Annotated in this window: 28 protein-coding genes and 1 pseudogene; 12 read left to right on the top strand and 17 right to left on the bottom strand. The window is 63.3% G+C overall.

Annotated elements, in window-relative coordinates:
* Complete coding sequence (gene trkA, locus ACFMPD_RS02930; protein WP_380991621.1) at positions 1-1,377, bottom strand: Trk system potassium transporter TrkA; 1,377 nt, start codon at positions 1,375-1,377, stop codon at positions 1-3.
* Between the two features lie 106 nt (positions 1,378-1,483).
* Here trkA and ACFMPD_RS02925 point away from each other — a divergent pair, with 106 nt between their 5' ends.
* Complete coding sequence (locus ACFMPD_RS02925; RefSeq protein WP_380991619.1) at positions 1,484-1,969, top strand: hypothetical protein; 486 nt, start codon at positions 1,484-1,486, stop codon at positions 1,967-1,969.
* A gap of 16 nt (positions 1,970-1,985) precedes the next feature.
* On the opposite strand, the gene ntrX is transcribed toward ACFMPD_RS02925, so the two are convergent.
* The 5 genes from ntrX to dusB form a co-directional block, all read right to left on the bottom strand.
* Complete coding sequence (ntrX, locus tag ACFMPD_RS02920) at positions 1,986-3,401, bottom strand: nitrogen assimilation response regulator NtrX (protein WP_380991617.1); 1,416 nt, start codon at positions 3,399-3,401, stop codon at positions 1,986-1,988.
* Positions 3,398-5,677 carry a sensor histidine kinase NtrY-like gene (locus ACFMPD_RS02915; protein WP_380991615.1) on the bottom strand — a complete coding sequence of 760 codons (2,280 nt, stop codon included), beginning with the start codon at positions 5,675-5,677 and terminating at the stop codon, positions 3,398-3,400. Before ACFMPD_RS02915 ends, ntrX begins: the two co-directional genes overlap by 4 nt.
* A 110-nt stretch (positions 5,678-5,787) precedes the next feature.
* Positions 5,788-7,155: a response regulator gene (locus ACFMPD_RS02910; RefSeq protein WP_380991613.1), complete on the bottom strand. Its 1,368-nt coding sequence runs from the start codon at positions 7,153-7,155 to the stop codon at positions 5,788-5,790.
* Positions 7,155-8,237, bottom strand: coding sequence for a two-component system sensor histidine kinase NtrB (locus ACFMPD_RS02905; protein WP_380991611.1), 1,083 nt, complete (start codon positions 8,235-8,237; stop codon positions 7,155-7,157). The genes ACFMPD_RS02910 and ACFMPD_RS02905 overlap by 1 nt, the downstream gene beginning before the upstream one ends.
* Positions 8,234-9,217: a tRNA dihydrouridine synthase DusB gene (dusB, locus tag ACFMPD_RS02900; protein ID WP_380991609.1), complete on the bottom strand. Its 984-nt coding sequence runs from the start codon at positions 9,215-9,217 to the stop codon at positions 8,234-8,236. The genes ACFMPD_RS02905 and dusB overlap by 4 nt, the downstream gene beginning before the upstream one ends.
* A 204-nt stretch (positions 9,218-9,421) precedes the next feature.
* Here dusB and ispD point away from each other — a divergent pair, with 204 nt between their 5' ends.
* The 5 genes from ispD to ACFMPD_RS02875 all read left to right on the top strand — a co-directional run bounded on the left by ispD (position 9,422) and on the right by ACFMPD_RS02875 (position 12,863).
* On the top strand, positions 9,422-10,090 hold the full coding sequence (gene ispD, locus ACFMPD_RS02895; protein ID WP_380991727.1) for a 2-C-methyl-D-erythritol 4-phosphate cytidylyltransferase: 669 nt from the start codon (positions 9,422-9,424) through the stop codon (positions 10,088-10,090).
* Positions 10,080-10,559, top strand: a complete 480-nt coding sequence (ispF, locus tag ACFMPD_RS02890; RefSeq protein WP_380991607.1) for a 2-C-methyl-D-erythritol 2,4-cyclodiphosphate synthase — start codon at positions 10,080-10,082, stop codon at positions 10,557-10,559. The genes ispD and ispF overlap by 11 nt, the downstream gene beginning before the upstream one ends.
* Positions 10,556-11,056 carry a phosphatidylglycerophosphatase A family protein gene (locus ACFMPD_RS02885; protein WP_380991605.1) on the top strand — a complete coding sequence of 167 codons (501 nt, stop codon included), beginning with the start codon at positions 10,556-10,558 and terminating at the stop codon, positions 11,054-11,056. The genes ispF and ACFMPD_RS02885 overlap by 4 nt, the downstream gene beginning before the upstream one ends.
* Positions 11,053-11,544, top strand: a complete 492-nt coding sequence (locus tag ACFMPD_RS02880) for a CinA family protein (RefSeq protein WP_380991604.1) — start codon at positions 11,053-11,055, stop codon at positions 11,542-11,544. The genes ACFMPD_RS02885 and ACFMPD_RS02880 overlap by 4 nt, the downstream gene beginning before the upstream one ends.
* A gap of 137 nt (positions 11,545-11,681) precedes the next feature.
* Positions 11,682-12,863 carry an ammonium transporter gene (locus ACFMPD_RS02875; protein ID WP_380991602.1) on the top strand — a complete coding sequence of 394 codons (1,182 nt, stop codon included), beginning with the start codon at positions 11,682-11,684 and terminating at the stop codon, positions 12,861-12,863.
* 42 nt (positions 12,864-12,905) lie between these two features.
* On the opposite strand, the gene ACFMPD_RS02870 is transcribed toward ACFMPD_RS02875, so the two are convergent.
* The 3 genes from ACFMPD_RS02870 to ACFMPD_RS02860 are packed head-to-tail and all read right to left on the bottom strand — an operon-like array spanning position 12,906 to position 15,292.
* The gene (locus ACFMPD_RS02870) at positions 12,906-14,201 is read right to left on the bottom strand and encodes an MmgE/PrpD family protein (protein WP_380991600.1); all 1,296 of its coding nucleotides are present in this window, start codon (positions 14,199-14,201) and stop codon (positions 12,906-12,908) included.
* Between the two features lie 46 nt (positions 14,202-14,247).
* Complete coding sequence (locus tag ACFMPD_RS02865; RefSeq protein ID WP_380991598.1) at positions 14,248-14,808, bottom strand: DUF4453 domain-containing protein; 561 nt, start codon at positions 14,806-14,808, stop codon at positions 14,248-14,250.
* 31 nt (positions 14,809-14,839) lie between these two features.
* Complete coding sequence (locus tag ACFMPD_RS02860; RefSeq protein ID WP_380991596.1) at positions 14,840-15,292, bottom strand: type II toxin-antitoxin system RatA family toxin; 453 nt, start codon at positions 15,290-15,292, stop codon at positions 14,840-14,842.
* A 76-nt stretch (positions 15,293-15,368) separates the two neighbouring features.
* Between ACFMPD_RS02860 and hpt the strand changes: the two genes are divergently transcribed.
* Both hpt and ACFMPD_RS02850 read left to right on the top strand, forming a co-directional pair.
* A complete protein-coding gene (gene hpt / locus ACFMPD_RS02855) occupies positions 15,369-15,905 on the top strand; it encodes a hypoxanthine phosphoribosyltransferase (RefSeq protein ID WP_380991594.1) in 537 nt (178 codons plus the stop codon).
* 1 nt (position 15,906) lies between these two features.
* Positions 15,907-16,068 (top strand): hypothetical protein, encoded by a 162-nt coding sequence (locus ACFMPD_RS02850; protein ID WP_380991592.1) that lies wholly within the window; start codon positions 15,907-15,909, stop codon positions 16,066-16,068.
* A gap of 8 nt (positions 16,069-16,076) precedes the next feature.
* On the opposite strand, the gene ACFMPD_RS02845 is transcribed toward ACFMPD_RS02850, so the two are convergent.
* Positions 16,077-16,937, bottom strand: a complete 861-nt coding sequence (locus ACFMPD_RS02845) for a LysR family transcriptional regulator (RefSeq protein ID WP_380991590.1) — start codon at positions 16,935-16,937, stop codon at positions 16,077-16,079.
* A 91-nt stretch (positions 16,938-17,028) separates the two neighbouring features.
* Here ACFMPD_RS02845 and ACFMPD_RS02840 point away from each other — a divergent pair, with 91 nt between their 5' ends.
* On the top strand, positions 17,029-17,514 hold the full coding sequence (locus tag ACFMPD_RS02840) for a c-type cytochrome (RefSeq protein WP_380991588.1): 486 nt from the start codon (positions 17,029-17,031) through the stop codon (positions 17,512-17,514).
* 85 nt (positions 17,515-17,599) lie between these two features.
* On the top strand, positions 17,600-18,478 hold the full coding sequence (locus tag ACFMPD_RS02835) for a c-type cytochrome (protein WP_380991586.1): 879 nt from the start codon (positions 17,600-17,602) through the stop codon (positions 18,476-18,478).
* A 67-nt stretch (positions 18,479-18,545) separates the two neighbouring features.
* On the opposite strand, the gene lipA is transcribed toward ACFMPD_RS02835, so the two are convergent.
* Entirely contained in the window at positions 18,546-19,496 is a 951-nt protein-coding gene (gene lipA, locus ACFMPD_RS02830; protein WP_380991584.1) for a lipoyl synthase, read from the bottom strand.
* A 270-nt stretch (positions 19,497-19,766) separates the two neighbouring features.
* On the opposite strand from lipA, the gene ACFMPD_RS02825 reads away from it, so the two are divergent.
* A complete protein-coding gene (locus ACFMPD_RS02825; protein WP_380991582.1) occupies positions 19,767-20,315 on the top strand; it encodes a peroxiredoxin in 549 nt (182 codons plus the stop codon).
* Between the two features lie 450 nt (positions 20,316-20,765).
* Positions 20,766-21,209 (top strand): cache domain-containing protein, encoded by a 444-nt coding sequence (locus tag ACFMPD_RS02820; protein WP_380991580.1) that lies wholly within the window; start codon positions 20,766-20,768, stop codon positions 21,207-21,209.
* Positions 21,210-21,707: 498 nt separating this feature from the next.
* On the opposite strand, the pseudogene ACFMPD_RS02815 reads toward ACFMPD_RS02820, so the two are convergent.
* From ACFMPD_RS02815 to ACFMPD_RS02790, 6 genes and pseudogenes are all read right to left on the bottom strand, one after another.
* Positions 21,708-22,006 (bottom strand): annotated as a pseudogene (locus ACFMPD_RS02815) (integrase core domain-containing protein); the annotation flags it as partial.
* Between the two features lie 524 nt (positions 22,007-22,530).
* Positions 22,531-23,067: a dihydrofolate reductase family protein gene (locus ACFMPD_RS02810; RefSeq protein WP_380991578.1), complete on the bottom strand. Its 537-nt coding sequence runs from the start codon at positions 23,065-23,067 to the stop codon at positions 22,531-22,533.
* 47 nt (positions 23,068-23,114) lie between these two features.
* Positions 23,115-23,741, bottom strand: coding sequence for a LysE family translocator (locus ACFMPD_RS02805; protein WP_380991576.1), 627 nt, complete (start codon positions 23,739-23,741; stop codon positions 23,115-23,117).
* A 36-nt stretch (positions 23,742-23,777) separates the two neighbouring features.
* Positions 23,778-24,467, bottom strand: a complete 690-nt coding sequence (locus ACFMPD_RS02800; protein WP_380991574.1) for a class I SAM-dependent methyltransferase — start codon at positions 24,465-24,467, stop codon at positions 23,778-23,780.
* A complete protein-coding gene (gene gstA, locus ACFMPD_RS02795; RefSeq protein ID WP_380991572.1) occupies positions 24,467-25,069 on the bottom strand; it encodes a glutathione transferase GstA in 603 nt (200 codons plus the stop codon). Before gstA ends, ACFMPD_RS02800 begins: the two co-directional genes overlap by 1 nt.
* Positions 25,066-26,436: an MATE family efflux transporter gene (locus ACFMPD_RS02790; protein ID WP_380991570.1), complete on the bottom strand. Its 1,371-nt coding sequence runs from the start codon at positions 26,434-26,436 to the stop codon at positions 25,066-25,068. Before ACFMPD_RS02790 ends, gstA begins: the two co-directional genes overlap by 4 nt.
* Positions 26,437-26,449 lie beyond the last annotated feature (13 nt).

Genomic DNA, 26,449 nt, shown 5'->3' with positions numbered 1-26,449 from the left:
TCAGAAAAAGTCGATCGAGACCTGCATCAACCGCTCGACTTCGGGCACGTCGTCGGCCATTGCAAACAGGGCGATCACGTCCTTTTCCTCGATCCGCAGGCCGCCGACCGGGCGCATGATCTCGCCGTCGCGCATCACGGCCCCGACCAGCACGCCCTCGGGAAAGTCGATGTCGCGGATGCGCTGGCCTGCCAGCGGCGAGGTCGACATCACCTCGGCCTCGATCACCTCGGCCTCGGCATCGCCGACGGAATAGACCGCGCGCACCCGGCCATGGCGGATATGGCGCAGAATAGAACTGACCGTGGTTGCGCGCGGATTGATATAGGCATCGATCCCCAGCGGAGCCATCAGCGGCACCAGGGTCGGATCGTTGATCAGCGCAATGGCATAGGGACAGCCCTCGGCCTTGGCGCGCACGGCCACCAGAATGTTGGTCTTGTCATCATCGGTGACCGCCAGCATCGCGTCGGCCCGTTCGATCCCGGCCTCGTTCAGCAGCACCGTATCCAGCCCGTCGCCGTGCAGGACAATGGTGCGTTCCAGCCTTTCGGCGGCCTGTTCCGCGCTGGCGCGACTGCGTTCAATCATCTTGGTGCGGGTGCGCACGGCACGGGTTTCCAGCGTGCGCGCCACGGTCAGCCCGACATTGCCGCCCCCGACGATCACCAGGCGTTCCTGTTTCTGCTGCGTCTTGCCAAAGACTTCGAGAACCCGCCCGATGTCGTCGACATGGGCGAAAACGTAACAATCATCGCCGACGAACAACTGGTCATTGGGTTCAGGGGCGAAAAGCGATCCGTCGCGGCGCACCCCGACCACGATCGAACGCAGAGTCGAAAAAAGGTCGGTCAGCTGGCGCAGCGGCGTGTTCACGATCGGGCAGTCTTCCTCGATCGAGACGCCCAGCAGCTGCGCCTTGCCGTTCATGAAGGTTTCAGTGTCAAAGGCGGCAGGGGCGGACAGGCGCTGCATCGCCGCCGCCGCCACTTCGCGCTCGGGGCTGATCACCACGTCGATGGGCAGGTGATCGCGGCGGTAGAGATCGGAATAGATCGCCGTCAGATAGGATTGCGCCCGCAGGCGCGCGATCTTGCGCTGGATCGAGAACACCGAATGCGCCACCTGGCAGGTGACCATGTTGACCTCGTCGGAATAGGTCGCGGCGATGATCATGTCGGCATCCCGCGCCCCGGCCTTGTCCAGAATGTCGGGATAGCTGGCAAAACCTGCGACGCCCTGCACGTCCAGCGTATCGGTGGCCCGGCGCACCAGATCGGGATTGCTGTCCACGACGGTGACATCGTTCTGTTCGCCCGACAGGTGCCGCGCGATCTGCCAGCCGACCTGACCTGCACCGCAAATGATGACCTTCATGCCGTCTTGCCCTCTGGCCGCGAATTCAGCGATCCTTTGCATGACAGATGCCCAAACGGGGGTCAATTCAATTGTAACCGCCACCGGCCCGGGGCAGAATGGAACCATGAAGCCTGCGAATTGGATAATCGCCGCCGGACTGTTTCTGGGTGCCTGCGGTCCCTTGTCGATCTATTACCGACCCGGCGCCTCGGTCAGCCGGATGCAGACGGATGCAACCCGCTGCGAAGTCGCCGCCCTCAAGGACGCGCCTGTGGCGAACCAGATCCGGCAACGCCCGCCGATCTATTTTCCCGGCGGGCAATATTGCACCGGTGGCGGATGCTATTACCGGCCCGGATACTGGGCCGATGGCGGCATTTACACGGTGGATGTGAACCGCGACCTGCGCCTGCGGGTCCAGGACATGTGCATGGCGCAAAAGGGCTATCAGCCGGTCACCGTACCGCGTTGTTCGGCAGCTGTGGCACGGGCGGTGCCGCCGGCGCCGACCCGTACCCTGCCCCGCCTGACAGAAGAGTCCTGCGCCATTCCCTATGACGACGGAACCTGGCAGATCGTGACGCCGCAGGCGCCCATCGCCGCCGAATAGCCGCCGCGGCCGCGGCCTAGCCGGTGGGTTCGGTCGCCTCGTCCTCGACATGCGCCACGCGGGCACCGGATTTTGACGAGGTTACGACGCCAAGCGATTTCAGCTTGCGATGCAGAGCGCTGCGCTCCATGCCGACAAAGCTGGCTGTGCGGCTGATATTGCCGCCAAAGCGGTTGATCTGCGTCAGCAAATATTCCCTTTCAAAGGCTTCGCGCGCCTCGCGCAGCGGCAGGGTCGCCAGCGCACCGGACAGCACGACGCGGCCATCATTGGCCTGTTTCTCTTCGTCATTGGGCAGTTCGCGGGCCTCGATCGGACCGGTTCCCTCGCCCAGAATCAGCACCCGCTCGACCAGGTTCTTGAGCTGGCGCACGTTGCCGGGCCATATCATTGTCTGCATCAGCGCCACCGCCTCTTCGGACAGGGGCCGCAACGGCAGACCCTGGCTGGCATTGCAGGCCTGGATGAAGTGCTCGGCCAACAGGGGGATGTCCTCGCGCCGCTCCTCCAGCGACGGCACCGCGATCGGCACGACGTTCAGGCGATGATACAGTTCCTGGCGGAACCGTTCGGCGCGGATCTCTTCTTCGAGGTTCCGGTTGGTACTGGAAATCACCCGCAGGTCGACCCGCACCTTGTCATTGCCGCCGACCCGCTGAAACTGCTGATCCACCAGCACCCGCAGGATTTTGGACTGGGTGCCGAGCGGCATGTCGGCGACCTCATCGAAATAGATCACCCCGCCATGGGCTTGTTCCAGCAGGCCCGGTTCGACACCGCGGCCAGCGGTTTCGCGGCCAAACAGCACCTCCTCCATGCGATCCGGTTCGATGCTGGCGCAGTTGACAGTGACAAAGGGAGCATTGGCACGACTGGAATGCGCATGGATATAGCGCGCGGCGATCTCTTTGCCCGACCCGGCCGGACCGGTCAGCATCACCCGGCCATTGGATTTGGTGACCTTGTCCAGATTGCCGATCAGGCCGCGAAAGGCCGCACTGTTGCCGATCATGTCGGCCACCGACGCGTCGCGGTTCCTGAGCGCGCTGTTTTCCCGACGTAGACGCGAGGTTTCCATGGCCCGGCGGATCACCACCAGCAACTGGTCGATGTTGAACGGTTTCTCGATGAAGTCATAGGCGCCCTGCTTGATCGCCGCGACGGCGATCTCGATATTGCCATGACCCGAAATGATCACCACCGGCACATCGGGATTGTCGCGTTTCACCGCCTTGAGGATGTCGATGCCATCCATCCGGCTGTCCTTGAGCCAGATATCCAGAACCAGCAGCGCCGGAGGCTCGGCATTGATCGCCGCCATGCAATCGTCGGAATTGCCGGCCAGTCGCGTGCCATAGCCTTCGTCTTGGAGAATGTCGGAAACCAGTTCGCGAATGTCGCGTTCGTCGTCCACAATCAGAATATCGCTCATCTCGTTCCTGCCTTTTCCTCGGTTGTCTCGGCATGTGTCCGGTCGGAAATCGGGTCGCCCTGGATCGTGGCCAACCTGATCACGGCCATCGCGCCGAAATGACTTTGCCCGTCAAACACCGGCGCATCCTCCAATGTCAGCGTGCCGCCATGTTCTTCGATGATCTTCTTGACGATCGGCAGGCCCAGGCCGGTGCCGGCGTCGCGGGTGGTGACATAGGGTTCAAACAGCCGGGCGCGATCCTCGGGCAGGCCGATGCCATTGTCCGCGATGGTGATCTCGCAGCCCAGCGGCCGCGTTGTCATGCCGATCCGAATCTGCGGCCGAAATTCGTCAGAAACGCCACTTTTACAATATGTCTCAATGGCTTCTCCGGCATTCTTGATCAGATTCGTCAATGCTTGGGAGATCATCGTCGCGTCCACCTCGGCCAGAATCGGCACCGCTGGCAGATCGGCCACGATCTGCACATCCGGCTGGCCGGTCTGTTGCAGCAGAACCGCATCCGCCACCAGTTTGGTCAGGTCCTCGCTGCGGCGGTCCGGTTCCGGCATGCGGGCGAACTTGCTAAACTCGTCGACGATGCGGCGCAGATCGTTGGTCTGGCGCACGATGACATCGGTCATCGCCTCCAGCTTGGCGCGGTCCTCGCCCAGCACAGGCGCGAATTTGCGTTTGATCCGTTCCGCGCTCAGCTGGATCGGCGTGAGCGGGTTCTTGATCTCATGCGCGATGCGCCGCGCCACATCGCCCCAGGCCGCCATCCGCTGGGCGCTGACCAGGTCGGTCACGTCGTCGAACGCCACCACATAGCCCTCGAGACCGCCATCCGCCTCGCGCCGGGTCGACATGCGCACCAGCAGGTTCTCCAGCCGGCCCTGGCGCGACACCTTGACCTCGCCCTGCGCGACCTCGGTATCGCCGGCCTGGAGTGTTTCGAACAGTGGCCCGAACTCCGGCACCGCCACCGACAGCGCCAGCGACTGTTCGTCGCCGGACCAGTCCAGCAACCGCTCGGCCGAACGGTTCACGAAGGTCACCCGCCCCTCGGGGTCCAGACCGACGACCCCCGAGGTGACCGAGGACAGAACCGAGTCAAACATCCGCCGCCGCCGCTCGATCTGATCCGTGTTGTCCAGCAGCCGGTCGCGTTGGCCCTTCAACTGATGCGTCATCTGGTTGAAATAGCGGCCCAGCATGGCGATCTCGTCATCGCCCTCTTCCTCGACGACCTGCACGTCCAGATCGCCGCTGCCGACCTTTTGCGCCGCCGTGGTCAGGCGCCCGACCGGGCGGCTGAGGCGCTCGGCGAACCACAGGCCCAGCCAGATCGCCGCCAGGATCAGGATCACCGCAAAGCCGAGATACAGCAGCCCGAATTCGAACAGAACCCGGCCGCGCTCCTTTTCCAGCTGCTGGTACAACAGCGCGGTTTCCTTGGTTTCGTCCAGCAGGCTGAGGATCTCGCCATCGACCACCCGGCTGACATAGAGAAACCGGTCGACAAACGCGTTCAGCCGCACCAGCGCACGGAACTCGTTGTTGTCCCAGTCCTGAACGATCAGCATTCCCTCTTCGCGCGCCGCCGCAATCTGGTCCGGGTCCGGATGTTCGAAATCGAAAAGATAGGAACCCTCGCCGCGCGCCCGGATATCGCCGGTACCGTCGATGACATAGGCCTCGCGCAGGCCGCGCTGGATCTGCGCCTGGCCCTGCCCCAGCAATTGCCGCAACTCGGCATCGTTCAGAAAAAACGTCGCCCGCCGGGCCGTGTCCAGAAACCGTCCCAGCGCGCTGGCGTCCTGCAACAGGTTCTGACGGTGTTCCAGTTCATAGGCTTCGGCCGCGGAAAGCGAGGTGCCGACCACTTGCCGCACCCGGTCCGAGAACCAGCCTTCGAGCCCGATATTGACCGTCAGCCCGGCAAAGACCGCGACGATCACCGTGGGGATCAGCGCCAAAAGGGCAAAGACGCCGGTCAGCCGCAAGTGCAGGCGCGATCCCGCCGAGCGGGCGCGCCGGGCGGCGATCAGACGGACGATCTGGGCCAGAACCAGCGTGGCGACCACCAGGATATAGACCATGTCCGCCAGCAGAATGAACCGCAATGCCGGTGCCGAAGCGTTCTGATCGAACGGACCCAGGACCATAAAGGTCGCCAGCGCCAGCAACGGCCCCAGTACCACCAGACCCAGCGTGCCGACATTCTTTGCCCGCCGCGTGCGACGCCACCTGTTGAATGTCAGCAATGGCCTGTTCTGTGACCGTGCTGTCACGTGCTGCCCTCATAGTTGCTGTGCCGCAAATGCGGCAGACCGCCAGATGTCGTGGTCGTGCGCCGGTTCGAACGGGTCTGGCACCGGCATGCCACGCTTCTGTGGCCTTTTTACATCAACTTGCGGCGCCGTGTCACCTCTATATCCAGATCGGTGATTTTCTTGCGCAGCGTATTTCGGTTGATGCCCAGCAGGTCGGCGCATTTCGCCTGATTGCCGCCTGTCGCCTCAAGCGCGATTTCTATCAGAGGCAATTCAACTTCTCGCAGTATCCGGCTGTAAAGCCCCGGTGGCGGCAGCATATTTCCGTGCAGATCGAAATAGCGCCGCAAGTGCCGCGCCACCGAGCCGGACAGTTTCTCGGACTCGCCGCCGCCCAGCACCGGCGCGATCTCGGGCTGGCTGCCCAGCACCGCCTCGACCTCGCTGCGGGTGATCTCGTCGGTGCGGCTGGTCAGCACCAGACGGCGAATCGTGTTCTCAAGCTGGCGCACATTTCCCGGCCAGCTATAGGCCCGAAACAGATCCTTGGCCTGCGCGCTCAGCAGACGTTTGGGCGCGTCATCCCGTTCGCTGCGTGCCAGGAAATGATCTGCCAGCAACAGGATATCGTCCACCCGTTCGCGCAGCGCCGGCACGTCCAGAACCGCGCCGCTGAGCCGATAGTAAAGGTCCTGACGCAGCCGGCCCTGCTCCATCGCCGCTGCCAGATCGCCCTGGCCGGTGGCCATGAACCGCGGCATGTGATCCCCCGGCGCATCCATCATCCGCACGATGCGGGCCTGGATCTCGTCATCGACATCGGCGATCTCGTCGATCAGAACGGTGCCCCCCTTGGCCCGCGCCAACACCCGCGCCGGGCCTTCCAGTTCCTGCAGATCGGCGGCCGCCACGGTGATGAACGGCAAGGTCCGGCGATCGGAAAAATCGTGGATAGCGCGCGCGATCAGCGATTTTCCGGTGCCGCTTTCGCCCGAGATCAGTACCGGCAGATCGGTGTTCATCACCCGCGCCACCAGCCGGTACAGCGCCTGCATGACCGGTGTGCGCCCAACCAGGGGCAAGTCTTCGGGCCGGTCCTGCGACGCCGCATCGCTGGCGGCGGGCGCGCGCCGTTTCAGTTCCAGCGCGCGCGCCGTGCGTTTCATCAGGTCGGGCAGATCGAACGGTTTGGGCAAATAGTCATAGGCCTCGGCTTCGGCGGCCTGGATGGCCGTCATGATGGTGTTCTGCGCCGAAATCACGATGACCGGCAGACCGGGACGGTCCTGCGCAATGCGCGGCAGCATTTCCAGCCCGTTGCCGTCCGGCATCATCACGTCGCTGATCACCACGTCCCCCTTGCCCTCGGCGACCCAGCGCATCAGCGTGGTCAGGGAACTGGTGGCATGCACGCGACAGCCGGCGCGGGTCAGCGCCTGGGTCAGGACCGTCCGGATCGTGCGGTCATCATCGGCAACCAGAACTGTACCATCCATCAGGACGTCTCCTCGTTTTTCAGATCGTTCGGCGCCCGCGCCAGCGACAGACGGAACACGGTATGCCCGGGCACAGAGGTGACCGAGATCCACCCGCCATGATCGGAAATGATCTTGCTGACCAGCGCCAGTCCCAGCCCGGTGCCATTCTCGCGTCCGGACACGAAAGGGTCGAATACATCGGCCCGGATCCGGTCGGGCAGACCGGGTCCGTCATCGATGATCTCGACCTGCAGCGGCAGGGCCTGTCCAGAGCCATCGGCACGGCGCAGACGAAAGGAATGCTCGTAATAGCTGCGCATGCGGATCGTACCGCCCTGGGGACCGGCCGCTTCGGCGGCGTTCTTGAGCAGGTTCAGGATGACCTGCAGCAACTGGTCGGGATCGCCCAGCGCCAGCGGCAGCGACGGGTCGTAATCCTCGATGATCCGCATCTGCGCGCCAAACCCCAACAGCGCCGAGCGCCTTGCCCGGTCCAGCACATCATGCACATTGACGGCGCGAAGTTCCGGCACCGACAGATTACCGAACTGCTCGACCTGTTCCAGCAGTTTCACGATGCGCCGGCTTTCAGCAACGATCAGATCGGTCAGCTCCAGATCAGCCGCCGGCAGGTTCATGCCGAGCAGCTGCGCCGCTCCGGTGATTCCGGCCAGCGGATTCTTGATCTCGTGGGCCAGCATCTCGGCCATGCCGATGGCCGATTGCGCCGCGGATTTCACCGAATGGCTCTGGGTCATCCGCCCGGCCAGCTCGCGCGGCGAAATCAGCAGGATCATCGTGCCCGGGCTGTCCAGCAGCGGCGCGAATTGCAGCCCACATTGCAGCGGCGCCCGGTTGCCCGAGCCGACATCGATATCGTTGACGAACAGCGGTGTGCCATTGGCCCGGGCGCGGTCGAAGGCGGCTTCGATCGGCGCATCGATCGCGATCTGGTCCCAGACCGGCTGCCCCAGCACCGTCCGGGCCGACGCGTTGAGAAACCCCTCGCCGGCGGAATTGATGTCGGTGATGATGTCCCGCGCATCGATCAGAAAGGCCGGCACGGGCAGAGAGGCCCAGATCGCTGCATCCGACATCATGCCGCCACCTGCTGCGACCGGCGCAGTGCCGCGGGCAGCAGCCGAAGAACTGCGGCGGGTGCCGTTTCGGTCAGGATGCGCCGCCGCAGGTCCGGCGGTGTACCGGCATGGTCCATGTACCAGCCCAGATGCTTGCGCGCGACGCGCCGCCCCAGATCGCTGCCGTAAAAGGACAGCATCGCCTGATAATGACCGCTGACCATTGCCGCCAGATCGTCGCCTTGCGGAACGCGGGGGGCGGGCGCACCCCAGATGTCATGAGCGATCTGCGCCAGTCGCCAGGGCACCCCCTGCGCGCCGCGCCCCACCATCACGCCATCGGCGCCCGATTGCGCCAGGGCCGCGCGGCTGGTGGCCGTATCGTGTATGTCGCCGTTGGCGATCACCGGGATGGTGACCGCGCGCTTGATCGCCGCAATGGCGCCCCAGTCTGCAGCACCCTTGTAGAACTGACAGCGGGTGCGGCCGTGGATGGTGACCATCCGCACCCCGGCCGCCTCGGCCCGGCGCGCCACGTCGGCGGCATTCAGGCAATCGGCATCCCAGCCCAGCCGGGTCTTCAGGGTGACCGGCACGTCTACCGCCGCCACCACCGCCTCGATCAGGCGCAGGGCGTGATCGGGGGTCTTCAGCAACGCCGAGCCGGAATAGCCGTTGGTGACCTTCTTGGCCGGGCAGCCCATGTTGATGTCAATGATCGCGGCGCCACGATCCGCCACCTGCCGGGCCGCCTCGGCCATCCAGTGCGAATCGCGCCCGGCCAGTTGCACGGCGGTGTTCTCGACATCGGTGCTGAGTTCGGCGCGTTCGCGCACGCCGGGCTTGGCCTGCACCATCTCCTGGCTGGCAACCATTTCGCTGACCACCAGCCCGGCACCAAAGCCCTGTACCAGATCGCGAAAGGGCCTGTCGGTGATTCCGGCCATCGGCGCCAGCAGGACGGGCGGGTTCGGTAATATGTCGCGAGGTTGCGGGATCACGGGATCAAACCTTGTTCGGGTTCCGCCGGTTTAGCCGTCGCACCGCAGCTGGACAACAATTAGCGGGGGCATTCTGCCGCAAGAAAAAGCATTTGCCTATATTTTAAGCATATCGCCCCCGGTGATTGCCTCACGGTGCATCACAACATAAAGACACTGACGGAAAAACAGCCGGAGATCGGCGCCGGCAAACAGGACATGTTCATGACCACCGCAGCCATCATCGTCGCCGCCGGACGCGGCACGCGCGCCGGCGGTGCCCTGGCCAAGCAATGGCAAGAGCTGGGCGATGACACGGTGGCCGGCCACACGCTGAATGCCTTTCTCATGGCGCCGGGCATCCGGCAGATCGTCATCGTGCTGCATCCGGACGACATGGACCGGCGCGACCGGTTTCAGATGCGCGGTTGCCTGGTGGTCACCGGAGGCGCGGACCGGGCCGCCTCGGTGCGCGCCGGGCTGGCGGCGCTGCAGAACAGCGGCACCGAGCGGGTGCTGATCCATGACGTGGCCCGGCCCTGCGTGTCGCAGACGGTCATCGCCGATGTCATCGCAGCGCTGGACTGGGCGACCGGCGCCGCCCCGGCGCTGGCGGTCACCGACGCCCTGTGGACCGGCGCGGACGACATCGTCACCGGCACGCAGGACCGCACGGGTCTCTACCGCGCCCAGACACCACAGGGGTTTCGCTATGACGCCATCTGCGCCGCCCATGCCGCGCATCCCGGCGGGGCCGCCGACGATGTCGAAGTGGCGCGCGCCGCCGGCCTGACGGTTGCCATCGTCCCCGGCGACGAAGACAATCTGAAAATCACCCTGCCCGGCGATTTCGCCCGGGCCGAACGCATATTGAGGGAGCGCCATGGACATTAGACTGGGAAACGGCTTTGACGTGCACCGTTTCGGCCCCGGCGATCATGTGGTGCTATGCGGCGTTCAGGTGCCGCATGACCACGGGCTGCGCGGCCATTCCGATGCCGATGTCGGCATGCATGCGCTGACCGACGCGATTTATGGCGCTCTGGCGCGCGGCGATATCGGCCAGCACTTTCCCCCCTCTGACCCGCAATGGAAGGGCGCGGCCAGCGACATCTTTCTGCGCCATGCGGTCGGTCTGGCGATGCAGATGGGGTTTCGGGTGAACCATGCCGATATCACCCTGATCTGCGAGCATCCCAAGATCGGGCCGCATGCAGCGGCCATGCGCACCCGTCTTGCCGAGATCGCCGGGCTGGATGCCAACCGGGTTTCGGTCAAGGCAACGACCTCGGAACAACTGGGCTTTACCGGGCGCGGCGAAGGCATCGCGGCACTTGCCACCGCCACGCTGGTGACGTCATGAACCGTCTGGCGCGCCTGATCGCGACGGTGGGTGGCGTCGGGTATCTGCGCCCCGCCCCGGGCACCTGGGGATCGCTGGCGGCGCTGCCGCTGGGCTGGCTGTTCCATGTGATCGGAGGCTTTCCGCTGATGCTGGTGGCGGTGGCGGCCAGTTTCCTCAAGGGGCTCTGGGCGACACGGGTGATGACCCGGGACAGCGCCGATCACGACCCCTCGGAAATCGTCATCGACGAGGTTGCCGGGCAACTGACCGCGCTGCTTCCCCTCAGCTACGCCGCCTGGAGCATGGAGCTGGACATCCTGCGCATGTGGCCCGGCTGGATCGCGGCCTTCCTGCTGTTCCGCCTGTTTGACATCACCAAGCCCTGGCTGGTGGGCTGGGCCGACCGGCGCAACGACGCCATGGGGGTCATGCTGGACGACATGATCGCCGGAGCGTTTGCGGCGATCGGCGTAATCGTCCTGGCCGCCCTGTGGCACGGGGGGATCGCATCTTGACCGTGGCCGACCTGCTGCGGCGGGCCCGCGCCGCCAAGCTTCGGATTGTCACTGCCGAAAGCTGTACCGGCGGCCTGGTGGCCGCCGCCCTGACCGATGTCGCCGGGTCATCCGAGGTGTTCGAACGCGGGCTTGTCACCTATTCCAATTCGGCCAAACAAGAATTGCTTGGCGTGCGCGCCGGCACCCTGCTGGCCGTCGGCGCAGTGTCCGAAGAGGTGGCGCAAGAGATGGCCGAAGGCGCCCGCACCGGCGCGCAGGTGGAACTGGCCGTGTCGGTAACCGGTATCGCCGGACCCGGCGGATCAGAGCATAAGCCCGAGGGGCGGGTCTGTTTCGGCCTGGCCGTGCAGGGCTGCGAGACACGCAGCGAAACCGTGGATTTCGGCGCGTTGGGCCGCGACCAGGTGCGTCGGGCCGCCTGCGCCCATGCGCTGGACCTGCTGGCCCAGGGCGTTTCGGCGATCGAACAGAAATCGGGCAAGTGACCCGCAAGAGCGCCCAATAAAACGGCATTTGCGGATTTGCCCGCTTTTTGCGCCGGAATTGGCCGTTCGCCTCTTTTTTCCCCAGCCCGCCTCGGCCTTAACCCGCGAAATCGAAATATCGCCGGAAGGAAGAGCCAATGAATGCAGCCGATACAGCATGGATCATCGTCGCCACGGCGCTGGTACTGTTCATGACATTGCCCGGACTGGCGCTGTTCTATGGCGGCCTGGTGCGGGCGCGCAACGTGCTCAGCGTGTTCATGCACTGTTATGCGATTGCCTGTCTGATGAGCGTGCTCTGGCTGGCGCTGGGGTATTCCATCGCCTTTGGCGGCGGCACCACCGGCCTTTGGGGCGGGCTGGACAAGGTCATGCTGCTGGGCGTGGATGCGGACAGCCTGTCCGGCACCCTGCCCGAAATCCTGTTCTTTGCCTTTCAGATGACCTTTGCGATCATCACCCCTGCCCTGATCGTCGGGGCCTATGTGGAACGGGTCGGGTTCGGGTTCGTGATGCTGTTTTCCGCTTTGTGGATGCTGCTGTGCTATGCCCCCGTCGTGCACTGGATCTGGGGCGGCGGCATGCTGAGCGATGGCGGCCTCTTTGGCGAGACCGGGGTGCGCGATTTTGCCGGCGGTATCGTCGTGCATGAAACCGCCGGTCTGGCAGCACTGATCATCGCCGTTTTCCTCGGCCCGCGGCGCAACCGCACGACACCTCCGCACAATCCCGGTTTCGTGATGGTCGGCGCGGCGATGCTGTGGGTCGGCTGGTTCGGTTTCAACGGCGGCAGCCAGCTGGCGGCCGATGGCGGCGCGGCAATGGCGCTGACCGTCACCCATATCTCGGCGGCCACGGCCTCGCTGACCTGGGCATTGTGGGAACGCATCAAGTTCGGCAAGGCCAGCCTGGTCGGTATCGTCACCGGCACCATCGCGGGCCTGGCCTCGATCACCCCGGCCAGCGGCTTTGTCGGCCCGATCGAAGCGCTGATCATCGGTGCCGTCGCCGGCGTGCTGTGCCAGGAGGCCGTGAACCTGGTGCGCAATACGCTGAAAATCGATGACACGCTGGACGTCTTTGCCGTGCATGGGGTCGGCGGCATCTTTGGCACGCTGATGATCGCGGTGTTCGGCGCCGGCTCATGGGCCGCGCAGCTGGGCGGCCTGGCCATTGTCGGCGTGTTCACCGTCGTGGTCACCGTGGTATTGGTCAAGCTGGTCGGTGCGATCACGCCTTTGCGTGTGGATGCCGAAACCGAGACCAACGGGCTGGATCTGAGCGTGCATGGCGAACGTGCCTACGAGTTCACCAGCTGAGCCAGCCCCATGTGGGCCTGCCTCCGCAGGCGCAGGAAACACTCACAAAAGCGCCGCGAACTCTGCGGCGCTTTCGTCTTTCTGCAGCAGGGTCCAGGCGCGGGCGGCCCGTTCCGCACCGATCAGCACCGCCGCCTTGCGCCGCACCCGGTCGGTGCGGTCAGCCAGCGGCAGCGCGGCCTGCAAATCATGTGCCGCCTCATGCCGTTTTCCGTCGCGGCGCACCAGGGTCAGGACGGCCCCGGTCTCGCTGAGGGCGTCATCCGCGACAACGGTGATGCGTCGGCGCAATTCGATCACACGCGGGTCGGCACAGATCGCATCGGCATAACTGTCCAGCCGTGCCGTGTCATGACCCGCGACGCGCATGGCCAGCACCGTGGCGTAGCTGAACTTGGCCCCCAGACCGGTCGTCGGCGCCGGCTGATTGCAGACGCTCATCCACCGCGGATGCGTGCGCACCGTCATCGACGCGATATCGGGAGCCGCGACATCCAGCTCGTGGGCCGCCTCGAGCGCCGCGTGCAACCCGTGGCAGCAGGCGTGAAACTTGTGGCTGATGGTCTCGGTCAGCCACAGGTCACCCAATCCGTCCAGCGCCGTGGAGACCCGGTTTTCGCCGTGATGGGTGGCGCCGAAACCCTGCCCGCCCTGCAACGCCAGCGGATTGCCAGAAAACCCGCGATCAACCAGCAGCGCCGCCTCGATCCCTGTAGCGGCCGCCATCCCGGCATTATAGGGCTTGCCCATGGTGCCGAACTGCGCCTTCAGCCCCGCCGCGCGGGTGGCCGTGACGCCCATCACCTGCTCCATTCCTGCCGCATCCAGTCCCCGCAGACGCCCGGCAGCAGCGGCGGCGCCAAACGCCCCCGCAGTGGCGGTCTGGTGATAGCCGATCTGATAGTGGTCCCGCCCCAGCCACAGCCCGACACGAATCGACAATTCGATTCCCACCAGCGCGGCCTGCAGCATGTCGGCCAGCGGCGCGTTCTGCATCTGGGCCACCGCCAGCGCCGCCGGAAAGACCGCCACCGAAGGATGGCCGATATGGGCGAAATGCGTGTCGTCGTAATCCAGCGCGTGTGACGTGGTGCCATTGACCAGCGCCGCGGCCCGCGCCGGAACCGCTGTTGCGCTGCCAAACAGCCGCGCCTGTCCGGTCCCGGCCTCGGCCAGCACCATGTCGCGGACGATGCGGGACACCGGTTCATCCGCCCCGGCGCGCCCGACGGCCAGCCAGTCCAGTGCCGAAAGGCGCACGACCTGCCGGACGGTTTCGCTGGGCGCGAGCGGCCCGCTGGCAAAGGCAGCCAGATGTTCTGTCAGGCCGTCCTTCATGATCGGGCACGGCCCTGCCGGTATCTTCGCAAACGGCCCGGGCAGGTCACGGGATCATTTCCGAACAGGGGATCCGGCCCGGCCAATAGAGCCAGCCGGCACTTTTGAACGCGTGCCCATGGGGCGTGTGGGCGGTCACATAGGTCCAGTCTCCGACCGGCCAGTGGTCGAACCCGATCTTGTCGCCGGGCACGATCTGGCCGATGGCGTGAAACGGTTTCTGATGGCCGGCATAGAGCGGCGTTTCCGGCCCGGTCCAGGCCAGGCAAGCCCCGGGCAACTCATCCAGCACCGGAATACTGGACAGCGCCAGACGGAAATTCAGGTCGGTCAGGTTCAGCCAGCGCCGGTTCGTGTCCACCCGGCACCCGATCCGCGCCTCAAGCGCGCGCAGCTTGCCGATATCCTGCTGATCCGCCGGGGACAGCCGGATTTGCCCGGCGGTACAACCGGTATTGTCAAACAGCGCCTGCCCCAACGGGCTGGCAAAGCAATACCCGGCCCGATCCATGATCTGATTGCGGCTGAGCCAAAGATCGTCGCAAGCCTCCGAGGCAATGGCAGGGCCGGTCAGGGATAGCAGAAACAGGACAATCCGGATAAGCATGCCGCCAGACTGCGCGGCGCGGCAACCGGCGTCAAGAACCCGCCCCATAGAGCGCCTGGGCGCGGGTTTCAAAGGCACGGACGATCCGGTGCATCGCCTCGTTGAACACCAGGCCGATGACCTTTTGCAGGATCACGTTCTTGAACTGGAAATCGACGTGAAACGAGACATCGCACCCGGTCGGCGTATCGGCAAAGGCCCAGTGCGAGATCATGTATTTGAACGGCCCGTCGATATATTCGGTGTCGATCTTCTTTTTTTCGGGCCACAGCATGACCCGGCTGCCGAACCGTTCGCGGAACGCCTTGAAGCTGATCACCAGATCCGCTTCCATCAGGCGCGCCTCGCCCGCAGGGGTCACCTTGCGGACCCGCGCCGCCGCACACCAGGGCAGAAACTCGGGATAACGCCCGACATCCGCCACCAGGTCGTACATCTGCTGGGCCGAATAGGGCAGCGCGCGGGTTTCCGAATGGGTGGGCATGGATCAGACCGGCCGTTTCGTGGATGACAGTGGCGCGTGATGTCGTATGCTCGGGCCAAAAGATCAAGGGGACACCATGCCAGAGCGGCCATATGTCATTGACGAGATGATCTCGGCCAAGGCCATCGCGGCGCGGATCGAGGCGCTGTGCCGCGAGATTGCGACGGAATTCGACGACACCGACAAGCTGGTTGTGGTCGGGCTGTTGCGCGGCAGCTTCGTGTTCATCGCCGATCTGGTGCGCGAACTGGACCTGCCGATCGAAGTCGATTTTCTCGAGGCCTCGTCCTATGGCAACGCGATGGAAAGCAGCCGCGAGGTGCGTATCCTCAAGGATCTGCGCGGCGCCATCGAAGGCCGCGACGTGCTGGTGGTCGAGGATATCGTCGATACCGGCCATACCCTGAACCATGTGACCCACCTGCTGGCCAGCCGCCAGCCGGCACGTCTGCGCTCGATCGCGCTGTTGGACAAACCCAGCCGCCGTGAAGTGGATTTCCGCGCCGACTGGATCGGTTTCGAGATACCGGACGAGTTCGTCGTCGGCTATGGCATCGACTATGCGCAGCGCAACCGCAACCTGCCCTATATCGGCAAGGTCCGGTTCACCTGACATGCGCTGGCTGTTGCGGATGTCGCGCTGGGCGCGCAACCCGCCTTCGGGCCGGCGAGTCGCGCTGGTGCTGGCGATACTGGTGCTGTGCCTGTCCGTGGTGGTCCTGGAATGGCTGGGCTGGTGGCCCGACTGGGCAACGGCACAGCGGCTGCGGCGATGAGTACGGGATCAGTTGGTCCCCGCCAGCGCATCGGCCCGGTCGGCCAGAAACTGCAGGATGCGGTCACGCACGATGCGAATGCGCGGCACATCGCACAGATCGGAATGGGTGCCCACCCAGATCGGCACCGCCATTTCGGGAATCGCCCGGGGCAGCGGTCGCAATCCGGGGGTAACCGCACCGACAAAGACCGGCAAGACCGCAATTCCCATCCCCGTCCGCGCCAGTTCCCGCAGCACCATGAAACTGTCCGCCCCGGCCACAATCTGATCTGGTGCGACCGCCTCGGCCATCCAGACGCCCGGCGCCGAGCGCCCCAATGCGCCGCTCAGCCCCAGCCAGCGGCGCGGCGCATCGGCGGTGGCATAGGCTCGAAAGGCCAGATTCGCGACGGATTTTCCGACCATGCCCTCGGGCAGGTTCCGCGCCGGGCGCACGGAAATGTCGGCCTGCATCCGGGCGAAATCGAGATGGCTGTTGCTGCTCAGCAGATTGATCTGCAACTCGGCGGATTCGGCATGCAACCGCGCCGCCACCGGGGGCAACAGCATCTGACAGAAAGAATCGGTGGACGACACTCGCACCAGCCCGCGCAGCGGCGCCATCGCGCCATGCATCAGCCGGCTCACCGACATGACCGCGTTTTCCACGTCCCGCGCGGCCTCGATTACTTTTTCCCGTGCCGGAAGAACCCGATAGCCACTGGCGGATTTTTCGAATACCGGGCCGCCATGGTCTGCCTCAAAGGCCGCCACCCGGCGCAGCACGGTGGCATGATTGACCCCCAGGGCCCGCGCGGCTGCGCTGACCGATCCATGATCTGCCACGGTCAGAACAAAGCGCAGATTGTCCCAATTCTGACTGTGCATGAATTAAGAGGTCCTATGCGTATTTTTCCAGTATACCCCAAAAAACTCACATGTATATTGGATCGCATAACAGTTTTCCTGGAGGGTTTCGATGAAATACGGATTGACACTGATGACCGGTCTGCTTGTAGCGGGCGTAGTCGGTACAACCGCAGTAAGTGACGGTCACGCCAACAAGGCGACCATGGCCGCGGTTCAGGCCCGGCAATCGCAGATGACGCTGTATGCGTTCAATATCGAGCTGCTGGGCGAAATGGCAAAAGGGGCCGTCGAATACGATGCCGCTGCCGCCAGCGCCGCCGCATCGAATCTGACGACCCTGATCAAACTGGACCAGTCGCGCTATTGGCCGCCTGGTTCCGACAATCAGACCCTGGGCGACGAGGCCACCGAGGCCCTGCCGAAAATCTGGGAAGCCGACAGCAAGGTCGGCGAAAGCGCCAAGGCAATGGTCGAAGCCGCGGCCAACATGGAACAGGCCGCCGGCGGTGGTCTGGACGCGCTGCGGGGCGCCATCGGACCGCTGGGCAAGGCTTGCACCAATTGCCACGAGACCTATCGCAAGCCCATGAACTGACGGCACGGCGATACTGATTTTCGGGGCGGTCTCGGCCGCCCCGTTCCATGCGGCCCCGAACCGGCCACCGATAACGAGGAACCCGATGTCACGAGTGATCAGGCTGGGCCTTGGGCTGGCGATACTAGCGGCCGTCGCGGCCTATATTCTGAGCGCCCCCCGGCCCGTACGCGACGATCTGATGGCCGGTCTGACCGGCGATGCGGCAAAAGGCGAAACGGTGTTCTGGGCCGGCGGCTGTGCGTCCTGCCACACGGCACCTGACGCCAAGGAGGACGACAAACTGGTTCTTTCGGGCGGCTATCGCATGGTCAGCCCCTTTGGCACCTTCATCGCGCCCAACATCTCGCCCGGCCCGGCCGGCATCGGTGGCTGGAGCGCCCAGGACCTGGCCAATGCGCTGATCGCCGGCGTCTCGCCCGAGGGCCGGCATCTGTACCCCTCGCTGCCCTATACAACCTATGTCCGGATGCAGCCGCAGGATGTCGCCGATCTCAAGGCGTTTCTGGACACGCTTCCGGTATCGGACGTGGCCAGCCTGCCGCACGAGCTGGGCTTTCCGTTCAATATCCGCCGGGCGCTGGGCCTGTGGAAACGCATCAACATGTCGCCGGACTGGGTTCTGACCGAGGCCGCCACGCCCGAGCTGGAACGTGGCCGCTATCTGGTCGAGGCGCTGGGCCATTGCGGCGAATGCCACACGCCCCGTGATGCCACCGGCGGACTGGACCGCAGCCGCTGGATGGCCGGCGCACCGAACCCGTCGGGCAAGGGCAAGATCCCGGCGATCGACCCGGCGAACCTGAAATGGAACGCCACCGACATCGCCTTTTATCTGGAAACCGGATTCACCCCGGATTACGACAGCGCCGGCGGCCAGATGGGCAAGGTCGTGGCCAACATGGGCAAGTTGACGAAAGAGGATCGCGCCGCCATCGCCGCCTATCTATTGGCCCTGCCCTGACCCCGTAACACCGGGCGCAGCACCGCGCCCGATGCCGCATCATGGCCGCTGGATCGCGGGCAGAGGTTCAGACCTGTTCCAGCTTTTGCTGCCGCGCCGTGCGCAGGCGCGCGAAATCGTCGCCGGCATGATACGAGGACCGGGTCAGCGGCGTCGCCGACACCATCAGGAACCCCTTGCCAAAGGCGGCCTTTTCATAGGCCGCGAATTCCTCGGGCGTGACAAAGCGGTCGACCCGGTGATGTTTCGGTGTCGGCTGCAGATACTGGCCGATGGTCAGGAAATCGACATCGGCGGCGCGCATGTCGTCCATCACCTGTCGCACCGCCTGTTCGTCCTCGCCCAGACCGACCATGATGCCGGACTTGGTGAACATCGACGGATCCATTTCCTTGACGCGCTGCAGCAGGCGCAGGCTGTGGAAATAGCGCGCGCCGGGGCGCACCGTGGGATAGAGCCCGGGCACGGTTTCCAGATTGTGGTTGAACACGTCAGGGCGCGCCTCGACCACGGTTTCGAGCACCGTGGAGTCGCATTTCAGAAAGTCCGGCGTCAGGATTTCGATGGTGGTCTTGGGGCTGCGGTGGCGCACTGCGCGGATGGTCTGGGCGAAATGGTCGGCACCGCCATCGGCCAGATCGTCGCGGTCCACCGAGGTGATCACCACATGGTTCAGCCCCAGTTTCTCGACCGCATGCGCGACCCGGCCCGGCTCGAAGGCGTCCAGCGTGTCTGGACGTCCGGTGGCGATGTTGCAAAAGGTGCAGCCGCGGGTGCAGATCTCGCCCATGATCATCATGGTGGCGTGGCCCTGGCTCCAGCATTCGCCGACATTGGGACAACCGGCCTCTTCGCAGACCGTCACCAGGCTGTTGTCGCGCATGATCTTGCGGGTGTCCGCATAGCCCTTGCCGCCCGGTGCCTTGACGCGTATCCAGTCCGGTTTCTTGGGCTGGGCATTGTCGGGACGATGCGCCTTTTCCGGGTGGCGTTGCTCGGGGATCTTCAAATCACGCATGGACTGGCCTTGGCTGCTGAAACGGGTTCGCTGTTTTTATCATAACGCAGCGTCATTAGAACCGCCAGCGGCGCATGGCCGCTATGCACCGGTTCGCCGCACCTGCAAAAGCGACTGGCCGAGACTCGTTTCAGCCAACCGCAGGCAGTTGAAATTTTTGCATTTCGCCGGCTTTCGATATGAATGCATATGCAGCATTTCAAGAGTTGAAGGCAAGCTGGAATCGTTCTAAGCGGGTCTCGAATATCGCAAGACCAAGAGGAGTTCGAGATGAAAGCCGGAGTAAAACTGCCCGAGGTGACCTTTCACACCCGCGTGCGCGACGAGGCCATTGGCGGCCCCAACCCGTTTCGCTGGCAGGACAAGACCACGGCGGATTATTTCGCCGGCAAGCGGGTGATCCTGTTCTCGTTGCCCGGTGCCTTTACCCCCACCTGTTCGACCTATCAGCTGCCCGGTTTCGAGAACGGATTCGCGGATTTCGCCGCCCAGGGCATCGACGCGATCTATTGCATGTCGGTGAATGACAGCTTTGTCATGAACAAATGGGCCGAGGCCCAGGACCTGAAAAACGTCACGGTCATCCCGGACGGCTCGGGCGAGTTCACCCGCAAGATGGGCATGTTGGTCGCCAAGGACAATCTGGGCTTTGGCATGCGCAGCTGGCGCTATGCCGCCGTGATCGATGACGGGGTCGTCGAGGCCTGGTTCGAAGAGCCAGGCATGAGCGACAACCACCCCGAGGACCCCTATGGCGTGTCTTCACCGGAAACGCTGCTGTCCTATCTGACCGAACAGAAGGCTGGCGTCGCCGCCTGAGCGGACCGGCCCGAACATTGATCCACAACCTTCGATTGGGCCCGCCATTTCGGCGGGCCTTTGCCGATTGGCCTCCGCTTCGCGCCCTGCCCCCGCAGGCTGCCGGTTTCGTCAAGGATCGTTTCACAGCGACCCGGCGTTGTGATCCGATGCAGCGCGCCCTTCCAATCCAAGCGCCATACAACTGATTATGCTACGTTTTTGACGGCTCGCGACATTTCATCCGCTTGGGTTCGGCGCCAGGTCAAACGCCTGCAGATACCGTTTTCGGCGTTTTCGGCGGCGGATGGGCGCTGGATCTAGGGCGATCTGTCGCTGTTGACCGCTGGTTATGAAACACCATAAGCGTGTGTCACGCTCGATGTCGCCGTTCAGATGAACCCTTGTTCATCCATCCGCCGATGCGACGTTGTGCGATACAATCTGGCAATACCCTTGGAGGAGGAAATAATGCGTAAGATACTAGTGGCCGGTGCTCTGGCGATTGCGGCAACGGGTGCCGTTGCTGACGAGTTTGGAACCGCGGAAGAAGCCCAGGCGATGGTCGAAGCTGCGACCAACGCGCTGACTGCCAACGAAGAGGCCGCGCTGGCCGCGTTCAATTCCGGCGAAGCGCCTTTCCGCGCCAAGGATCTCTATGTGTTCTGCGGCGATGCAGACGGCAACTTCTCGGCACATGGCGCCAATCCCGATCTGGTCGGCAAGAGCCTGCGCGGCCTGGAAGACAAGGCGGGGAACAAGCTGGGCGAGTCGATCTATACCACGGCTGTCGCTGGCGAATACCACTCGGTCGAGTATCAGTGGCCACGTCCGGGCGAGACCGAGGTTTCCGAAAAGGAATCCATCCTGACCAAGGTCGACGATCAAATCTGCGGCGTCGGCTACTACAAGTAACGCCCGCACAGACAACACCTAGAGAACATTGCGTCAGTCCGGTCCCGGACCGGTCGGCGCAGCCTGCAATCCCCGCATTGTCCAGGTATTGGCAAGTTGCGGATGTCGCCTTGCTCTGGTACCGCCTGCATGCAGACAAACGCCATGAACCGCAGGCGGATCGCCACCGCTCCGGATGGCAATGGCACCTTTCGTCCGCGCCGGCAAAGCACGCCGCCCCTGTCGGACGCGACGGCAAGCCCCGCCTCCTATGGCCCCTAAGCCCCGCCGCCGCCAGTCTTTTTCTTTGGCCGAGTGTCCGCTGAATTGCAGAATTTCCAGGGGAACTCCCCTGTCAGAGACTGCGTGTGCCAGGACAAATAATTGCGGCCGCGGGAATGATTTCGCTTTGTTCCTTTGGCGCAAGCGCACAATCCGAGCCGCAACCGATGTCTCACGCGAGTTGGCGGAATTCGGCAGCCTGATCCTCAATGCTAATCGGTCTTTTTGCAACGGGAGCTATAGCGAAAAGGACCGGCATGACGGAATGTTCAATCCCGGCATCTCGTGGATCGGATTGACGGTGAATCGATCTGGTCCCGAAGTCCGGATTTTGCAGAAGTACTCGTATGGCGTGAGACCACCGAGCGTCATCAAACGCCGGGCGAAACTGTAAGCAATTGAGAAGTCGGAAAGGTGGATACGCGGCTGATCGTGGCTGTCGTAGTGGTGGCGCTTGACCGTGCGTCCTTGATCGCGCGGTTCATGCGCTCGTCCCGACCCTTCGTCCACGGGTGGTTCGGTTTGGTCCGGCGATGCGCATTCCCATTGGCTTCGCAGATCATGACAAATCGAATGAATGGTTGCTGGGTGTTCCAAGCGCCTGCCGGCTACCAATACGAGCGCGTCAGCGGGCAAGGCAAGGTTCTGCACCCTGAGGAACCGTTGGCTTCCATCTTGAAAGAAGCGCTGGAAGCTATGCCCGTAAGCGGTTCTCAACGCAGGCGGAAGCAAAGCGCTTCCCAGTAGCTCAACCGATCCTTCCGAAGACACCGCACGGTGAAATCACAAACCAACGGGCCAACGATTTCCGGACACAGCCCCTTTATGCGGGGTGTCTCGAACTCCCGAAATGGAACGTCTCGTTCCGCCCAGCCAAGCATGAAGGGCTGATCAGCTTCGAAACCTATCAGACGATCCAGAACCGCATCAGCACGGAATTCGTCCGTCCGTCTCGTTCCCATAGCTCGTCTCCTTTGCTGCAATAAATGCTATCAAAGGAGCGGCATCAAAACGCGACAGGTCCATTAGGGTGAAATGGCGGGCGCAGCGTTGCCCATCGCTACGCATGGAGAACCCGATACTCCTGAAACAAGTATCCCCCACCATAGTCTCGTGTTTCCGTATGCTCTAAGCCGAGCGATTCCATGGTGTCTCCGAATAGCGCAACACCGCCACCGAGAATGACTGGTGCACGCTTGAGGCGCAGAACATCAATCTTTCCCATGGCGAGAAGCGATCCGGCGAATGCGCCTCCGCCGCAGAGGTATACTGGCCCGCTGGATTGGGCTCTTATCGTGTCGATAGCCTCGCCGTCGCTGGAACTCTGCACTGCGACCTCGGCGCCATCCGGCAGGTCGAGCGACTGTGAAAGGACGATTGTTTTCATGTGCGCATAGGGGTTCTGGCCCGGCTGCATGCCGAAGCGATAGCCGAACTCGTATGTCGCCCGGCCCATGATCGCGGTTGCGTATGTTTCCAGTCGGGCTGAATAGTCTTCGACCACCGCGCCTTCCTGGGCAAACTGCGAGATGTCGCCGCCGGGTCCGGAAATATAACCGTCAATCGAAACGGCGACGTCGTAAATGATCTGCTGCATTTCATTCACCTTTGCTTGCGATTTTAGTGAGCGGAAATTCCAGCCGCTCAGCGCTCCTGAAATGCCAGCCTGATCCCAAGCGCACAATAAATGCCGCCGACGACTTTCGATTGCCAGCGCTGGACAGCCGGATGTTGCCGAAGAAACCGACCGATATGGCCCGCCGCGACCGCCGTTATCAGCGTCGCCAGCGTGCCCATAAATACGAAGAGCAATCCGAAAACCGTCAGTTGCAGTGCGATCTGTCCGATGCGCGGATCGACGAATTGCGGCAGGAAGGCCAGAAAGAACATCGCTGATTTTGGATTCAGGATCTCGGCAAGGCAGGCCTGCCGGAATGCCTGACCTGTCGAAATCGGCGGGGCGGCTTCGGAAGTCTTGCGAAGGCGGCTCTCGAACAGCAAACGCAGGCCGATATAGATCAAGTACCCTGCTCCGAGCAGCTTGATGAGCGTAAATGCCTGCGCCGAGGCCAACAGGATCGCAGAGATTCCGACAACTGCCATGACCGTATGAAAGAGATCGCCCAACCCGATGCCAAGGCTTGTTGCGACGCCGACGCGCATTCCAGAGGTCGATGACCGGGTAAGCGTAAGCAGGATCGACGGTCCAGGAAAGAAGACGAACCCTGTCAGAACAGCGACATAGGTCAACAAAACAGGTAATTCAGGCATGATGTGGTTTCCTTTACTCGCAGAGCACAGGCTTAGTCATTGAGGGGCTCGGCCGCTGGTCCAGCATCTGTACCAGAGACTTCGAAAAATCTCGAAAGGCTCGGCCAGACCCGCTTTGGCAAAGAGCGCGCAGGTGCGCCTCCCTAATATTACCGGCAATTTCGGGATTGCATCTAGTTCCAAACGCGCAGCGTCGGCTGACACGCCGACGATATCCGCGTGCGCCAAATAGATCGGGACCAGTCGGTCGAAGTCGTCGATTTCATCGAAGCAAACATCAGCGTGGATAAGGCGGCCACCGGGGGCGAGCCTGTCCCGGAGGCCTTTCAGATAGGCAAGTTTGGCGCCGTCGTCCCGAAGATGGTGCATGACCAGAAGCGACGTGACGATCTTGAACCTCTCCCCTTGGGGGATATCATCCACCGTGCCGACCAAAAACCGGACATCCAGAGATGATCCACGATCGCTGGCGGCATCCCGTGCCAAGCCGAGATTGGGCGCCGACGGATCAAGCGCCGTGATCTGGCCCTTGAACCGCCCCTTGGCAGGCCCTTCAAGCTCGCGGCCTCCGCCAGCTCCGACAATCAGAACCCCGGACGTCTTGTCGTCGCAGCCCGCAATGAGAGCGTGAGCAAGTCGGTACATGCCGTCGAGCCCCGGTACAGTGCGCTGCAATTCGCGGTACATGGCCCGCCGCTCGGCACATTTGTCTTTTGATATGGGCATTACAACAATCCTTCCCGGCCCATTGCCTGCTGAACGGAGGGGCGTTTCCCGATTATCTCGGAATGCCTGTGCAGAGACGGCCAATCCGCAAGCGCCGTGTCCTGGTCCTTTAACCAGCGGCACAGGACGAACAAGTAGACATCTGCCAGGGAGAAGTCGCCTCCCATCAGGTATTCCTGTTGGCAGAGATGGTCCTCGACGACCGAAAGCCGTCGACACAGGTGCAACCTGCCTGGCGCGCTGAAAGACGTCGGGGTTTCGGGCCGGAAAAGCGGACTGAAACTCTTGTGGATCTCGGTTGCAATGAAATTCAGCCATTCCAGAGACCGCAGACGTTTCAGGCCGGAGGCCGGCAACAGGGCGGCCTCCGGCATCTCGCTGTCCACGAATTGAAGGATCACCGGCACCTCGGTCAATACCTCACCACTGTCCAGAACCAGCGTGGGGACATACCCCTTGGGATTGATCCTGTGGAAGTCGTCGCCGCCTGTCGTTTGTCGCGTCCGGTAGTCTACCGCGACAAGGCTGAATGGCAGTCTGGCTTCCCGAAGGGCGATGTGCGGTGCCAAGGAGCAAGCGCCTGGCATGAAATAGAGCTTCATGTCTCCGCCCGCTTGGATGGAAGGTTACGAAGCGCCAGCACACACAGGCCCGAATACACGATGGTTCCTGTCGCCATCGATACCCAGATACCGATCGCGCCCATGTCGAACACAATCGTTGAGATACCGATCAGGGGTGCCGCAATAACCCAGTTTCCGATCAGAGAGTATATCATGACGGGACGCGTTACTTTCCTGGCACGCAGCAATCCGGCGGCTCCCGCTCCAGCCGGGCCGAAGAGCTCCGCCATGGCGAGCGCTCCGATGACCGCGATTGCGACACTGACTGCAGCAGGTGTCGAGTTCTGCAGCATATAGCGCGCGACCGGTGACGCTACCGCCAGGAGGGTCAGGCAAAGCGATACGCCGATTGCGACGCCAAGCAGCATCGCCGTATTCTTCACTTCGTTGGCACGATCTGACATGGCATCGGCCCGCGCGAGCCGGGTCATCGCCGCTTGTTGCAGGCCGAAGTAGAAGGTGTAGCCGATGCCCGCCAGGCGGATCGCCACGGAATGGGCGGCGGCGTCTGTAACCGAAAGCGATGCGGCATAGATCGTGGCGCCCAGATAGATACCGACCTCCGCCAGCGTGGCGACCGCGATTGGTACTCCAATGCGGAATATCTCAGCAACGTCCTGCAGGTCCACCGGGCCTGGTCCACTGTCACCTGCGCGGCAGGTTTCCCAAGACAAGGCGGCGAGGGTCAGTAAGCCAACCAGCAACGAGGACAAACCCGCACCCGTCACACCAAGCTCCGGCAGTCCCAGAGCGCCATACATGAACAGATAGTTGAAGATACCGTTCAGCGGCACTGCGCAGAGCGTAATCCGCAACATGACGCCCGGGCGCTCGATCGCAGTCAGCCGTGTGCGCAAGACGCCAACGGCCAGCATCGGGACCAAGGTCAGCGCCATTGCACGGACGTAGCCCGTCCCCGCCTCGACAAGACCATCTTCGATGCCGAGCAGGCTGAGAAACAACGGCGTCTGCCACAAGACGACACTGATCGGAGCGGCCAGTACAATCCAGACAATAGCGCCCGCCGTCCTGAGCCGCGCCAGTCGACCGATATCGCCCGCCGCGTGGGCGGCCGCGTATAGTGGTCCAAGCCCGCCGATGCAGCCGATGGCGAGATAGAAGAAGATCGAATAGAAATCGCTCGCAACGGCAACCGCCGCAAGGGCCTCCATCCCGAAGGCGGCCGTCATCATCGTGTCGGTCACACTCATCGCCATGTTGACAAGAGCGAGGCCGGTCAGCGGCGCGGCAAGGCGGATGAGCGCTGCGGCTTCCGCGCGGCTCAAGTGGCGGCCCGCGCGTTTCAGACGGTGGCCCGATGGGCGCGTGATTTCAAACGAAGTCATCAAACTGATCCTT

This window comes from Sedimentitalea sediminis, assembly GCF_042687825.1.
Classification (GTDB): domain Bacteria; phylum Pseudomonadota; class Alphaproteobacteria; order Rhodobacterales; family Rhodobacteraceae; genus Sedimentitalea.
This window is presented reverse-complemented; position numbering and strand designations above follow the sequence as displayed.

Excerpts from the sequence above, each read along its gene's own strand:
- trkA (WP_380991621.1), bottom strand. The coding sequence starts at position 1,377 with ATGAAGGTCATCATTTGCGGTGCAGGTCAGGTCGGCTGGCAGATCGCG.
- ACFMPD_RS02925 (WP_380991619.1), top strand. The coding sequence starts at position 1,484 with ATGAAGCCTGCGAATTGGATAATCGCCGCCGGACTGTTTCTGGGTGCC.
- ntrX (WP_380991617.1), bottom strand. The coding sequence starts at position 3,401 with ATGAGCGATATTCTGATTGTGGACGACGAACGCGACATTCGCGAACTG.
- ACFMPD_RS02910 (WP_380991613.1), bottom strand. The coding sequence starts at position 7,155 with ATGGATGGTACAGTTCTGGTTGCCGATGATGACCGCACGATCCGGACG.
- ACFMPD_RS02905 (WP_380991611.1), bottom strand. The coding sequence starts at position 8,237 with ATGATGTCGGATGCAGCGATCTGGGCCTCTCTGCCCGTGCCGGCCTTT.
- ispD (WP_380991727.1), top strand. The coding sequence starts at position 9,422 with ATGACCACCGCAGCCATCATCGTCGCCGCCGGACGCGGCACGCGCGCC.
- ispF (WP_380991607.1), top strand. The coding sequence starts at position 10,080 with ATGGACATTAGACTGGGAAACGGCTTTGACGTGCACCGTTTCGGCCCC.
- ACFMPD_RS02885 (WP_380991605.1), top strand. The coding sequence starts at position 10,556 with ATGAACCGTCTGGCGCGCCTGATCGCGACGGTGGGTGGCGTCGGGTAT.
- ACFMPD_RS02875 (WP_380991602.1), top strand. The coding sequence starts at position 11,682 with ATGAATGCAGCCGATACAGCATGGATCATCGTCGCCACGGCGCTGGTA.
- ACFMPD_RS02870 (WP_380991600.1), bottom strand. The coding sequence starts at position 14,201 with ATGAAGGACGGCCTGACAGAACATCTGGCTGCCTTTGCCAGCGGGCCG.
- ACFMPD_RS02865 (WP_380991598.1), bottom strand. The coding sequence starts at position 14,808 with ATGCTTATCCGGATTGTCCTGTTTCTGCTATCCCTGACCGGCCCTGCC.
- ACFMPD_RS02860 (WP_380991596.1), bottom strand. The coding sequence starts at position 15,292 with ATGCCCACCCATTCGGAAACCCGCGCGCTGCCCTATTCGGCCCAGCAG.
- hpt (WP_380991594.1), top strand. The coding sequence starts at position 15,369 with ATGCCAGAGCGGCCATATGTCATTGACGAGATGATCTCGGCCAAGGCC.
- ACFMPD_RS02850 (WP_380991592.1), top strand. The coding sequence starts at position 15,907 with ATGCGCTGGCTGTTGCGGATGTCGCGCTGGGCGCGCAACCCGCCTTCG.
- ACFMPD_RS02845 (WP_380991590.1), bottom strand. The coding sequence starts at position 16,937 with ATGCACAGTCAGAATTGGGACAATCTGCGCTTTGTTCTGACCGTGGCA.
- ACFMPD_RS02840 (WP_380991588.1), top strand. The coding sequence starts at position 17,029 with ATGAAATACGGATTGACACTGATGACCGGTCTGCTTGTAGCGGGCGTA.
- ACFMPD_RS02835 (WP_380991586.1), top strand. The coding sequence starts at position 17,600 with ATGTCACGAGTGATCAGGCTGGGCCTTGGGCTGGCGATACTAGCGGCC.
- lipA (WP_380991584.1), bottom strand. The coding sequence starts at position 19,496 with ATGCGTGATTTGAAGATCCCCGAGCAACGCCACCCGGAAAAGGCGCAT.
- ACFMPD_RS02825 (WP_380991582.1), top strand. The coding sequence starts at position 19,767 with ATGAAAGCCGGAGTAAAACTGCCCGAGGTGACCTTTCACACCCGCGTG.
- ACFMPD_RS02820 (WP_380991580.1), top strand. The coding sequence starts at position 20,766 with ATGCGTAAGATACTAGTGGCCGGTGCTCTGGCGATTGCGGCAACGGGT.
- ACFMPD_RS02810 (WP_380991578.1), bottom strand. The coding sequence starts at position 23,067 with ATGCAGCAGATCATTTACGACGTCGCCGTTTCGATTGACGGTTATATT.
- ACFMPD_RS02805 (WP_380991576.1), bottom strand. The coding sequence starts at position 23,741 with ATGCCTGAATTACCTGTTTTGTTGACCTATGTCGCTGTTCTGACAGGG.
- ACFMPD_RS02800 (WP_380991574.1), bottom strand. The coding sequence starts at position 24,467 with ATGCCCATATCAAAAGACAAATGTGCCGAGCGGCGGGCCATGTACCGC.
- gstA (WP_380991572.1), bottom strand. The coding sequence starts at position 25,069 with ATGAAGCTCTATTTCATGCCAGGCGCTTGCTCCTTGGCACCGCACATC.
- ACFMPD_RS02790 (WP_380991570.1), bottom strand. The coding sequence starts at position 26,436 with ATGACTTCGTTTGAAATCACGCGCCCATCGGGCCACCGTCTGAAACGC.